The sequence below is a fragment of the Vibrio hepatarius genome (assembly GCF_043642085.1).
Classification (GTDB): Bacteria; Pseudomonadota; Gammaproteobacteria; order Enterobacterales; family Vibrionaceae; genus Vibrio; species Vibrio hepatarius_C.
This window is the reverse complement of record NZ_JBHZSA010000024.1, coordinates 1-11,032: the sequence shown is the minus strand read 5'-3', so window position 1 is coordinate 11,032 and position 11,032 is coordinate 1. Positions and strand designations below refer to the sequence as shown.

Here is an 11,032-nt window from a genome sequence, read left to right as displayed (position 1 = left end):
ACCTTCGACTTTGTACTTGATTTCACTGCAAAAACATTCACCGGTAATCGTCATAACCTCTCCTTATGCATAACGCCCAATTAAGGGGTGAACAACGCTACCACCCAACCTAAAAAATTGTGCCATAAACACTAAATTTGAAGTAGAAGCAAAAGTGCCAAGCGTTGTGAATCCCTCTTAAATTGCTTGTTAGGCTTTTTGTTTCGCAGAACTTATTGCTAGAGCTATTTTAGCTCTGTGGTTCGCTTCCCACTCAAGCAGAGTTAATGAAGCTTCATCACGTGCTTTCTTTGAGGCCGACAAGAACACTTCCTCTGCTCTTGCTTTAGGTATAACTACTATACCCTCTAAGTCAGCGACAATTACGTCTCCCGTAGATACCTTTACTCCCCCACAAGTAATTGAAACACCCAACTCACAATAGACATCTTTCTTGCCTGGTACCGGGTGAACACCTTTCGCAAAAACTGGAAATTCCATATCTGAAATTTCACCCAAGTCCCGAATTACACCATCAATGATGAAGCCTTTTATGCCTCGATTCTTAGCAACTGCGCATACATTACCGCCCGCAACTGCATACTCACTATCAACGCCATCCACAACGATTATTGAGCCTTCAGGCGCTTCGTATATTGCAGAATGAAGCATTAAATTATCACCTGAAGCTAACTGAACTGTGAATGCCTCTCCACTAATTCGCGGCATACCCTGCCAAAGGGGGCCAATGTTGTAATCTATAAAGTGGTCATTGGTAAGTATGTTCCCATACTCGGTTGTCGCCAATTTAGAAAAGTCTTGTTTCATTTTAACCTCCATGTTTGTAGAAAGCCTAACGCCTTGCTAACAAGCGACAACGCGAAGCCGCTCAACTTGAATATTGTGCCATAAACACAGAGCTGAAATTGCGACTGAAGTCGCCAAGCGTTAGGAGTCTTTGTTAAGCAATTTGTTATGTGTTTAGAACCTTTGCTAGGCAGATTGAGCCTTCTACACCAACGTACTTGCCATACGCGCTTGATTCTAAATAGGAGTGACGCTTATAGAAGCTGACTGCTTTCGAGTTAATTCTACGTGTGGATAGAATAACTCTTTTATACCCTTTGTTGACTGCGTAGTATTCGAGTTGTTTCAGCAAATAAGAGCCTGCCCCTGATTTATTGGAATACATTCGCTTGAGTTCGCAAACTTCACTTTCATGGTATCGAAATACTCCACACGCTACTGCCACTGTATTTAGATATACCACAACGCACCCATCTTTCGATGAATCAAAATTATCAGGTGTAAACGAACTTTCACCAGAGTCACTAGTAATTTGAGTAAGCGATGAGTTCAATTCAGCAACTAACAACTGGAAATCGCTGTTACTTGGTTCTACTTTCTTATGTTCGAATTTCATACCTGTCACATAACGCCGCGTTAAGTGGTGAGCAACGCTACCACCCTACCTAAACCATTGTGCCGTAAACACTAAATTCAAAGCAAACCTAAAATGCCAAGCGTTGGGAATCCGTCTTAAACGCTTTGTTATGTATACCATTCATACTATGTTACAGCCTATGACAATTATCTGACACCGCCGCCCAGAAAACTGAGCAAGATATCAGATATTTAGCATGCTACTTGGGAGTAGTTGTGAGTAACAAAAGCAATGTTATCGGCGAAGCAATACGAGACCACAAATATAAGTGTGACCATGTTTATGTGGCTTACTCCCCAAGTACAGACCTATTTAAGATAGGTATTAGCTCCGCACCACGAAACCGTATAACTTCTATTCGAGCATCAGGTGTTGGAGGAGTTAAAGACTGGGAATTCCATTGTGTCTACAAAGTTGGATCTATAAGAGCTTTCAACATTGAGAAGGAAGTAGCACGGCAACTACGACGTTATAACGTGCATGCAAAATATCTGAAGCACTGCCATACGGAGTATTCTACTGAGCTTTACCAATGTGATATCAAATTGATCAAAGCCGCATTCAAAACTATGAATGTACTTGTGCCAATAAGTAGCGACATACTTAGGAAAAAGTTTGTAGAATTTGTCCCACAAATGAACTACCTGAAATGGATAAATCTAAATCGGAAAAACGTAGAGCTTAGTCCGCTCTCTCTGATGCAACTCAAGCAATCGGCATTCTTCACTATACCTAAAAGTGCAAATTTAGGTTAATTTAACTGGTATTCATAACGCCCAATTAAGTTGTGAGCAACGCTGCCAAAGCACTCAAACACTTCACCGTAATCACCAAACTAATTGAAACCGAAAGCGCCGAGCGTTGCGAATCAGCTTGAATTGTTTGTTAGGCAAATTTTGCTACGCACTCACTAACTTGATTTGAAAACAGAATACCTTAAACACGATAAGCAACCAATCACCCACTGACTTTTTGTGATTCAAGAACAACTGAAGCCGCTATGTTACAGCCTATCTTTCAACATCCACGAAATGCGTCTTTGCAGCGACGAAGTAGCTTTTGAACCGGAAAACTAAAAGCTGCGAACTGACAGCAAAAATGAAAGCTTCGATTAACTTGTCCTTTCCACACTTTAAGCCAGTGAAACTCACCACCAACCGATACTGAAAACCAATGAGGCAACCCACAAATCTTGGCATGTTTTACGGTTGGAGAGATTCAAGAATTTGAGCCGACAATACAGAATTGCCGACTAAGAAAAGCAGGCGGCCAGAGGAAGCAAGAAGATTAGAACAAAGAACTTTCCTGCCCTTTGCCTAACGCCCAATTAAGTTGTGAGCAACGGTGCCACCTTACCTCAAACACTGCACCGTAAACACCGAACCAATTGAAACCGAAAGCGCCGAGCGTTGTGAATCAGCTTGAATTGCTTGTTAGGTTTGTGCGATAAACTTCATGAGATAGTAATCTCCCAAGCTATCAGCGCCCTTTTCGGCTTTCATGAACCCTTTTGATTCATAGAAGCCAATAGCCCTTTCATTTTCTACCATGCACTTTAGACTCAAACTATGATACGAAGACTTGGACTTTTCTAACAGCCGAGTGCCAACATTTTGCCTTTGGTGATTATTCGAAACATATAGGTGATGTATAAAGTTTTCTGGTTCCCAAATTGAAATAAACCCTAATACCTCACCACCTTCAACAGCCACCAAGACACGTTCGCCTTCAGTGTCACGGCTAAAGTCTGAAAGCTGATACTCGCCTGTTTCGAGCCAACTAAATGTAGAAACCCTAACGCTTAAATACAGTTCGCTTACCGCTTCCAACAAGTCGTCACTGTAGTCTTTGATTTCCATAAATCTCCTTCCGAAACCTAACGCCCAATTAAGTAGTGAGCAACGCGACCACCTAAGTGAAACATTGTGCCATAAAACACTAAACTTAACCTAGAATGCAGATCGACAAGCGTTGTGAATCTGCTTAAATTGTTTGTTATGTTTTACCATAAGTGACTGACTTGCTTGAGAAAGAACTGATGATTAAGACCATTTTTCTGAACCAAACCACAAGGTAACAACCAGTTTGGCCACCAAAGGCGACCAACCCAAAACAAGTATGAACACTTCCCTGCCCAATGAGGCAACCCGACAAAGCACCAACAAGTGCCCTTTCTTTCCAGCCAAAGCGCAAGATAATGGTTGGTTGCCGAGGCAACTGCCAAGGTAGGATGCTACTTGGGAAAGAACTTCAAAGCGGCTTTAAGCCAAAGAAACTGAAACCTAGCCTGCTCGACCTGACAATGAAGCAACCCACGAACATCGCATGTTTTACGGCCTAAGAGATTCAAGAATTTAGACCGATAATACTGATTTGCTGAGTCTACTAGGGACGAACTGCCAGAGGGACAAAGAACTTGAGCCTAAGAGATTTAAACCATTGAAATACAAGTAAACATAACGCCGCATTAAGGTGTGAGCAACTCTACCACAAAACTAAACCATACCACCATAAACACAAAACCCAACGATTAGCACTGAAAATGCCAAGCGTTGGGAATCACTCTTAAATGCTTTGTTAGAACTATTGTGGATGACTTTTTAACTCGCTACCTTTAATCTTAAGTAACCATTCATTTTTCATTTTCTTGCGATATTTGTTTAGTACTTGATTCGGTCGCATATATTCTTCAACTTTCAATCTAGAATCGGAGATTTTCAACTGAGCTCTAAGCGATTGATTCAATGAGCCGTACTGCAAATATACTTGAGCATCTTCTAATGATTGCAATAGCTCGGTTTTGAAAGTCTCTTCATTTTTCGTCACTATATCAGTCCAAAGTTCATACAATGTTGCATCCCCAAAATTGAATAAGCGTAATCTAGAACTAGATTTCAAAGCATTATCGAAACCTCGATTGAGAAGCGGTTCATAATGAGTAATAACTGTCTCCTTAGCTGAAGGGCGCGCTTCCTCTAGCATCGTTTGAACAACTCGTTCAATATCATTTTCTTTATTATCTAAGTCAACTGTGAAATGAAACCCTAGACCGTTTAGATCAATTGCATTCTGAGGTCTGTTCATACCATTGTTAAACAAAGCACCGCTACCACCAAAAAAAATACTACCGCCTACAATCCCACCACTTGGTGTCGAGTATGAATAAGTGTTAAACGGAACTTCTGATTGTACGTTAAGAAAATATAGGTCTGTTACGTAATCCAGAATACTTTCTGTTTGAGATACCGTGAGTGGCTTATCCTCAGGGTTGATACTTCTCCGTAATTCTTCAATTTTCGCAATCCAAGCACCTCTCTCCTTAAATGAATCTGGATATAAAAACATTGCATAGTACACGACCAAAAACACTGCCAATCCATGTGTACTCAAAATTTTAATAACGCCAGTTAGAGAATGCTCGGAAGTATTGCTCCCTTGACCGCCTTGACTCATATATTCCTTTCCTATAGTTGTTGGATATAGTGATAGTTCTAACGCCAAATTAAGGTGTGAACAACGCTAACCACCCTACCTAAAGCATTGTGTCATAAACACTAAACTTACTTGAAGTGAAAGCGCCAAGCGTTGTGAATCACTCTTAAATTTATTGTTAGGCTTCTGTACGTTGAGGCTGGGTTAGGACCATACAATGCGAACCAATATGGGATTAATAGCCCAAATGCCATTGACCCGCCGATAAACGTGGTTGGGAAGTTTTGTAGCACTAATTCAAAAGCCTTATCGTACTGCTCTGGACTCAACGTTGACTTACTTACGTATAGCTCATAAGAAAAACAAACTGGCTGATATATCGACATTCGTAAGAACCAACTCAAAGCACTTACAGGAAGCAAAAACAAAAACGGTCTCGTCCATACTGAAGGCAATATAAAGTGAATTGCAGGAATCAAGAACAGAAAAGCCACGTACAGGGCATTCGCTGATATGTCCTGGGTGCTGAATGTATAAGACTGACCTTCATACATCATTAGCACAGAGACCCCGAGTACACTAATTAGAAACAGCTTCCCAAATTCTTTTGTACGTGAAAAACGAAGCAAGCAATAGCCTACGACCAATAGCAAGACCGTAAACCAAATGTAAGCCTCCCAGTTCATTTCGAGGAATCGAGGACGAGATGTTTGAATAATGATCAAAAACGCATACGCTACGGGCAGGTATAGAAATAAAACAACTACAAGACGTAGAAATGCCCAAACCGCCTGTCTTATCATCTAGTAATCCTCTTAGAAGCCTAACGCCCAATTAAGTTGTGAGCAACGGTGCCACCTTACCTCAAACACTGCACCGTAAACACCGAACCAATTGAAACCGAAAGCGCCGAGCGTTGTGAATCAGCTTGAATTGCTTGTTATGCTTGTTCTATCAGTAGGCACGGTAAAATTCCAACGCCACATACCGTTAGCCTGTTGCCTAAAGAGATCTTATTTTCGATGTTCTTTATTATGCGAATGCTCGGCATACTTTTTGGAAATTAGTTGATGTATATGAAGCCCTGTCTTACGAACAAGATACCAATCTATCCCAGCTAAAATGACCAAGCCTATTATAGTTCCCATCTAAAACCCTCCTTACACATCGAATCATAACTCTATCAAACCACTGTTAAGTTAGATAAGACAGAACGCAATTTTTGATGAGCTGCGATGGTTTTCAGAAAAGTTATAGTCTATTAAGGGATAAAAACCTTATTTCTAGTGAAAGATATCAGGGCAGATACATAGTGATACTTGTTGAATACGTAAAGTGCCCATACTTACAAGTTTGAGAAAAAGCATAACGCCAAATTAAGTAGTGAGCAACGCTACCACCTACCTAAACCATTGTGCCGTAAATACTAAAGTCGATTCAAACCGAAAATGCCAAGCGTTGCGAATCTGCTTAAATTTATTGTTATGCTACCTTTTCGCCATTGGATGATCTGGGTTTAATTGGAGCAGGTCCCATAGGTTTCCATACAAGTCTTCAAACACTGCTACTGTTCCATAGTCTTGTTCTGCTGGTTCTCGAACGAAATTTATACCAACAGATTTCATACGCTCAAAGTCACGCCAGAAATCGTCGGTATTTAGGAACAAAAACACTCGACCACCAGCTTGGTTTCCAATGAAATCATGCTGTTCTGGCTTCGATGCTTTAGCAAGTAATAGAGTAACACCATGAGAGTTAGGTGGAGCTACAACCACCCAACGTTTATCTTGTTCAGGTTGGTAGGTATCTTCAATAAGCTCAAATTTGAGTTTGTTTACGTAAAAATCGATTGCTTCATCGTAGTCTTTTACAACTAAGGCTATATGGACAATGTTCTGCTTCATAGTATTCCTTATTGAAGATTTCGGGCCGGTAGCATAACGCCAAATTAAGTAGTGAGCAACGCTACCACCCAACTAAACCATTGTGCCGTAAACACTTAAGCCGATTCAAACCAAAAGTGCCAAGCGTTGCGAATCTGCTTGAATTTATTGTTATATGCGTGGTGACATTGGCGCGAAAGGTATTTCGCATATTTTCAAGTAAGGCCCCTCACCAAAAGGAGACTCTGCTAATTCAATTTCTCCATGCGATGTATAAACGTCAAACAGAGCATTACTTTCCACCAAATCACCTTCAAGCTCAATGACTCTATCATTTGCGCTACTGCACCCTCCACGCTGCCCTCGTTTGAAGGCTAAATACATTTCGTGCATCGACTTAACTGCAAGCGCACAATGAATCTGTTCATGACGATAGAGCTTCTCAAGATATAGGCGAAACTCCTCAGCTGACTCAGCTGAAGTCTTAGGCATTTCGAACTTCGGAAGTGTATAGGTAACTTCAAGCTCAAATTCATGAATTTCGCAAGAATCATCATTCGTATGGAAGTCGTATTTCCACGCGGTGTACCCGTCTAAGCCTTCATTTACGAGAAACTCAGGTCTAGCGTTAAATGAGCGTTCAATCTCTTCAACACTATTCCCGCTAATCTCATACACTTCAAACTTTTTCTGGAAGGGAAAGTCTAGCTTGACGTCAGCATTAGCCTGACTAAACGCCATTAAGCAGAATATTGAAAGTACTACTTTATTCATCATCATCCTTGAAGCATATAACGCCCAATTAAGGTGTGAGTAACGCAATACTGAAGCTACTGCACACCACTTATACACATAACTTAACGCATAGTAAAAATGCCAAGCGTTACGAATCACTCTTAAATTGTTTGTTATACAACTTATAGTCATGCTGCTCCGATTCATAACTTACCGAACCATAGTACTTCTTATATTTGATACCAGAGATATGCTCTCCTGGTAGATTGGTAATTAGGTTGTATTTGGTTATCAGTCCTTTTTCATCAACACTTTCATATGTCAATTCCCAAGCCATACCTAGACAAGAAATGCTATTTATAAAAAGTAAGGCTTGTTCATATGTTGATAATTGAGCTCTAAGTATTTTTCCATACGAGTACTTTTCTTTAGATGATAGGTGGCTATGACTATCTAAAAATGTATAGGACTGATAAAGATGCCTGAAGTAGTGCCCCAACCGAAACTGATGACCTCCATAGTATTTTTGGTATTTACCATTCATATTTTGTTTTAATGCGAGTTCAGAGAGACCTTCACTCTTTGATGGATCTTTTCTATTTTTGTAAAGCTCATCAATCAGAACATGAAGTTCTTTTAGCTGGAGCGATCTAACTGATTCCCAGTTCGTGAACCTATCAACATTAGTGCGCTTGGGTTTCATCTTGATGAAATAAATCAGTTTAAAGTAGTATTCTGCTTTATATCTAGTACAAAAATGCTTACGTACGATTACTTCCCCCTCTTCCCCCAACCCAAAAAAGACGATTGAAAATGCTATGTCCACCAACGCCATTTCGATAAGATCTTTATCATTTTTACCCTTACAAACCCCTGACTGCAAATAGCGTTGGTACTTTGGATTGTAATAGTCCCTAGGGTTTTGAGAGTCTGAAAACTTCTTAACCTCTCTAAAACAATCTACAAACTCTTGGTAAATAACTCGAAATACTTGCCTATTTTCATAAGTATTATCACTCTCAGAACCACTTGCTTTGTGGTATCGCATTTCACTCACATTATCTCGGTGCAACTTAACCATTTCGAAAAACAAAGATTCAAACGCAATTCTCTTGTTCTCACGAGACTGTTCTTGAAATGTCAGATATATAAGAAGCGTGCCCGTTAGGGCAAACAACGTACCTACAACACCACCAACGAAGTCGCCGAATTGTCCAGTCACCTCATAGTTAGTTACCGATGAAAATGAAAAGCTATAACCGTCAGAAGACGCCTTGCCTAAAAAATAGAAGAAAATTACAGAGCCTAATATAAAACAAAGAAAGGCTAATATTTTTGTTAACTTCATAAATAATACTTATGTCTAATTAAGTTGTATAACGCCGCGTTAAGTGGTGAGCAACGCTACCACCCTACCTAAACCATTGTGCCGTAAACACTAAAGCTGAATCAAACCAAAAATGCCAAGCGTTGGGAATCCGCCTTAAACGCTTTGTTATGCGTGTGCTGATTTGTGCGCCTGTTTTAGAGCGATAAATTGCTCAGCAAAATCTTCAGCTAATTCTCTACTGTCTGTGATAGTAATGCTTTCATTATTGTATTGAGCATTCTTAGTCCAGTTGTATGAGCCATGAACTACCTTTTTAAAGTCAATTACACAAAATTTATTGTGCATGATTTTCTTACCCCAAGGACTTGAGGGAGCAATCTTATAGTACTCAATACCTTTGGTTGCGAAGTCTAAACCGTATTTGCTTGTTGTAGAATCATCATTAACGATGACCTGTATATTTAGACCATCACGGTGCTTGTTAAGTAAAGCATTCCCAATTTCTTTATCGGTGAACCAAGCCATCGCTACCCATATTGAGAATTTTGCTTGCAAAATGCTTTCTAAAATTCGCTGACGTATTTCCTGAAAGTATGCTTCCACATCAACGGTGGACTCTTCAGTGTTAGAGCCCGAGACAATAAAAACACCGAGAGAGTTTTGTTCTAGCGAGTAACCGTCGTGCTTAATGATCTCGTTAATACCAACGGCTAGTTCGGCATAGTTTTCTGAACGCCTACTATCAACTAACCCCTCAACCATTAACTTCATTTGATTAGTCCCATTAAGAGACTTTACAGTTTTTAGAGCATAATCTTTTCGGCTAGCTGATTCAGGTAAACCACCATTTTGAAAAGAATAAACGTCCCTAACACCAAATAAATTGAAGAACTTCACCAGATCAGGACCCGACATATACGGAGCGTCTGAATCGTCACCTGTGACAAAACCTTTTAGAGCTTCAATAGAAAAATCTGATAATCTCATACTCTACCAATATTCGTAAAAACGCATAACGCCCAGTTAAGTAGTGAGTAACGCACTGACCAAGCCTCTGCAAACTGCCTAAAACACCAAACACGCCGCATAGTAAATTCGCCGAGCGTTACGAATCTGCTTGAACTGTTTGTTATGTTTTACCACAAACGCATGATTTAATTGAGAAAGAACTGCTATTTCTGACTAGTTTTCTGAAGTAAACCACAAGGCTGAACCAACTTGAGCGCCAAAGGCGACCAGCCCAAAACAAGTAATTCCACATCCCTGCCCAATGAGGCAACCCGACTAAGCTCTAACAAGTGCCCTTTCTTTCCAACCAAAGCGCAAAACAATGCTGAATTGCCGAGGCAACTGCCAAACCGAAATGCTGCTTGGTAATGAACCTGAAAGCGACTTTGAGCCAGTTAAACAAGAAGCCGACCGCCACGACCTGACAATGAAGCAACCCACGAATATTGGTATGTTTTACGGGCTGAGAAATTAAAGAACTTAGACCGACAATGCGAAATTGCTGAGTCTACTAGGGACGAACTGCCAAAGGGACAAAGAACTAGAGCCTAAGATATTTAAGCCTTTGAAATACAAGTAAACATAACGCCCTGTTAAGGGGTGAGCAACGCAATACCGATGCCGCCGCATACCGCCTTAAACACTAAAACCAACGCATAGTAAAAATGCCACGCGTTGCGAATCCCTCTTGAACAGTTTGTTATGTACGTGGTTGGTTCTATCCCCAGAAACACCCATAAGTATCGTCTTCCAATATTTCCAAGAAAGCTTCTAGAAGTTGAATCTCTGGAATTGGCTCATACGAATGCCATTTTTGGTCGGATTTCATCCAGTAAATTTTCCACGCATCACGCGACTTATAATATTTGACTTTGGCTACTGGGCACTCCATTTTTTCGGATGGCTCATTCCACTTAGGACGTATCTCGAAGATTTCGATGACTTGCCCCTCTAAACGATACCCAATATCAAGTTGGTTGCGGATCTCTTCTGGCGGCCGACAAGAATCAAGGTACTTCTCCACTACCTTTCTATAACGCTGTTGCTCAATTTCTGAAAATGCCATATCTATCACCTAACCCTTTAATTAATCTAAGTTTACGACCTAATTTCATACGTTGGCTAGGTTAATTTTCGAGAAAGTACATAACGCCCAATTAACGTGTGAGCAGCGCAGACCCTGAACTTGAATACTGCGCCGTAAACACTAAAGTTCAACCT

At 40.5% G+C, this 11,032-nt stretch carries 11 protein-coding genes; 2 read left to right on the top strand and 9 right to left on the bottom strand.

The annotated features are described in order from the left end of the window. Positions 1–189: 189 nt before the first annotated feature. A complete protein-coding gene (locus tag ACHUFZ_RS20715; protein WP_394128640.1) occupies positions 190–807 on the bottom strand; it encodes an RraA family protein in 618 nt (205 codons plus the stop codon). A 145-nt stretch (positions 808–952) separates the two neighbouring features. Next, positions 953–1,402 carry a GNAT family N-acetyltransferase gene (locus tag ACHUFZ_RS20710; RefSeq protein WP_394128639.1) on the bottom strand — a complete coding sequence of 150 codons (450 nt, stop codon included), beginning with the start codon at positions 1,400–1,402 and terminating at the stop codon, positions 953–955. A 236-nt stretch (positions 1,403–1,638) separates the two neighbouring features. Between ACHUFZ_RS20710 and ACHUFZ_RS20705 the strand changes: the two genes are divergently transcribed. Continuing rightward, entirely contained in the window at positions 1,639–2,178 is a 540-nt protein-coding gene (locus ACHUFZ_RS20705) for a GIY-YIG nuclease family protein (protein WP_394128638.1), read from the top strand. A 678-nt stretch (positions 2,179–2,856) separates the two neighbouring features. Here the strand turns inward: ACHUFZ_RS20705 and ACHUFZ_RS20700 are convergent. The 6 genes from ACHUFZ_RS20700 to ACHUFZ_RS20675 all read right to left on the bottom strand — a co-directional run bounded on the left by ACHUFZ_RS20700 (position 2,857) and on the right by ACHUFZ_RS20675 (position 9,790). Next, entirely contained in the window at positions 2,857–3,282 is a 426-nt protein-coding gene (locus tag ACHUFZ_RS20700) for a GNAT family N-acetyltransferase (RefSeq protein ID WP_394128637.1), read from the bottom strand. A gap of 724 nt (positions 3,283–4,006) precedes the next feature. Further along, positions 4,007–4,876, bottom strand: a complete 870-nt coding sequence (locus tag ACHUFZ_RS20695; RefSeq protein WP_394128636.1) for a hypothetical protein — start codon at positions 4,874–4,876, stop codon at positions 4,007–4,009. Positions 4,877–6,342: 1,466 nt separating this feature from the next. Then, positions 6,343–6,759, bottom strand: a complete 417-nt coding sequence (locus ACHUFZ_RS20690; protein ID WP_394128635.1) for a VOC family protein — start codon at positions 6,757–6,759, stop codon at positions 6,343–6,345. A 150-nt stretch (positions 6,760–6,909) separates the two neighbouring features. Further along, on the bottom strand, positions 6,910–7,512 hold the full coding sequence (locus ACHUFZ_RS20685; protein WP_394128634.1) for a DUF922 domain-containing protein: 603 nt from the start codon (positions 7,510–7,512) through the stop codon (positions 6,910–6,912). 109 nt (positions 7,513–7,621) lie between these two features. Then, positions 7,622–8,821: a putative phage abortive infection protein gene (locus ACHUFZ_RS20680; protein WP_257379244.1), complete on the bottom strand. Its 1,200-nt coding sequence runs from the start codon at positions 8,819–8,821 to the stop codon at positions 7,622–7,624. Between the two features lie 147 nt (positions 8,822–8,968). Then, positions 8,969–9,790, bottom strand: a complete 822-nt coding sequence (locus ACHUFZ_RS20675) for a phospholipase D-like domain-containing protein (RefSeq protein ID WP_394128633.1) — start codon at positions 9,788–9,790, stop codon at positions 8,969–8,971. 343 nt (positions 9,791–10,133) lie between these two features. Here ACHUFZ_RS20675 and ACHUFZ_RS20670 point away from each other — a divergent pair, with 343 nt between their 5' ends. Then, positions 10,134–10,286, top strand: a complete 153-nt coding sequence (locus tag ACHUFZ_RS20670) for a hypothetical protein (protein WP_394128632.1) — start codon at positions 10,134–10,136, stop codon at positions 10,284–10,286. 243 nt (positions 10,287–10,529) lie between these two features. Here ACHUFZ_RS20670 and ACHUFZ_RS20665 read toward each other — a convergent pair whose 3' ends face one another. Further along, positions 10,530–10,877, bottom strand: coding sequence for a DUF3024 domain-containing protein (locus tag ACHUFZ_RS20665; protein ID WP_394128631.1), 348 nt, complete (start codon positions 10,875–10,877; stop codon positions 10,530–10,532). Between the last annotated feature and the right edge of the window lie 155 nt (positions 10,878–11,032).

Bases quoted from the DNA above. Each gene is read 5' to 3' on its own strand.
- ACHUFZ_RS20715 (WP_394128640.1), bottom strand. From the start codon at position 807: ATGAAACAAGACTTTTCTAAATTGGCGACAACCGAGTATGGGAACATA.
- ACHUFZ_RS20710 (WP_394128639.1), bottom strand. From the start codon at position 1,402: ATGAAATTCGAACATAAGAAAGTAGAACCAAGTAACAGCGATTTCCAG.
- ACHUFZ_RS20700 (WP_394128637.1), bottom strand. From the start codon at position 3,282: ATGGAAATCAAAGACTACAGTGACGACTTGTTGGAAGCGGTAAGCGAA.
- ACHUFZ_RS20695 (WP_394128636.1), bottom strand. From the start codon at position 4,876: ATGAGTCAAGGCGGTCAAGGGAGCAATACTTCCGAGCATTCTCTAACT.
- ACHUFZ_RS20690 (WP_394128635.1), bottom strand. From the start codon at position 6,759: ATGAAGCAGAACATTGTCCATATAGCCTTAGTTGTAAAAGACTACGAT.
- ACHUFZ_RS20685 (WP_394128634.1), bottom strand. From the start codon at position 7,512: ATGAATAAAGTAGTACTTTCAATATTCTGCTTAATGGCGTTTAGTCAG.
- ACHUFZ_RS20680 (WP_257379244.1), bottom strand. From the start codon at position 8,821: ATGAAGTTAACAAAAATATTAGCCTTTCTTTGTTTTATATTAGGCTCT.
- ACHUFZ_RS20675 (WP_394128633.1), bottom strand. From the start codon at position 9,790: ATGAGATTATCAGATTTTTCTATTGAAGCTCTAAAAGGTTTTGTCACA.
- ACHUFZ_RS20670 (WP_394128632.1), top strand. From the start codon at position 10,134: ATGCTGAATTGCCGAGGCAACTGCCAAACCGAAATGCTGCTTGGTAAT.
- ACHUFZ_RS20665 (WP_394128631.1), bottom strand. From the start codon at position 10,877: ATGGCATTTTCAGAAATTGAGCAACAGCGTTATAGAAAGGTAGTGGAG.